Source organism: Fusobacterium sp. DD2, assembly GCF_018205345.1.
Classification (GTDB): Bacteria; Fusobacteriota; Fusobacteriia; order Fusobacteriales; family Fusobacteriaceae; genus Fusobacterium_A.
The window spans coordinates 1-258 of the sequence record NZ_JADRHM010000153.1 but is presented as its reverse complement, the minus strand read 5'-3'; the positions used below and the strand labels follow the sequence as shown (position 1 = coordinate 258).

General features: G+C 32.9%; 1 protein-coding gene. It reads right to left on the bottom strand.

Annotation, left to right across the window (positions count from 1 at the left end; genetic code table 11):
- The coding region (locus IX290_RS11540; protein ID WP_211493329.1) for a DDE-type integrase/transposase/recombinase at positions 1 to 258 on the bottom strand (258 nt) is incomplete at both ends.

The following is a 258-nucleotide window of genomic DNA, read 5'->3' as shown; positions in this document are numbered from 1 at the left end:
CCAAAAAATGTTTCCATAATGCAGTTATCAAGGCAATTCCCTTTCCTAGACATAGACTGAAGGATCCCGTGTTCTTTTAATTTATTCCTAAAGTATTCATGCTGATACTGCCATCCCTGATCAGAATGCAGTATTAATCCTTCAAGAGTAGGAAATTTTTTAAAAGCATTCTCAAGCATATTCCTTATCTGCTTTAAATTTGGACTCATTGATAAATCATATGATATTATCTCATTGCTATACATATCAAGAATTGGC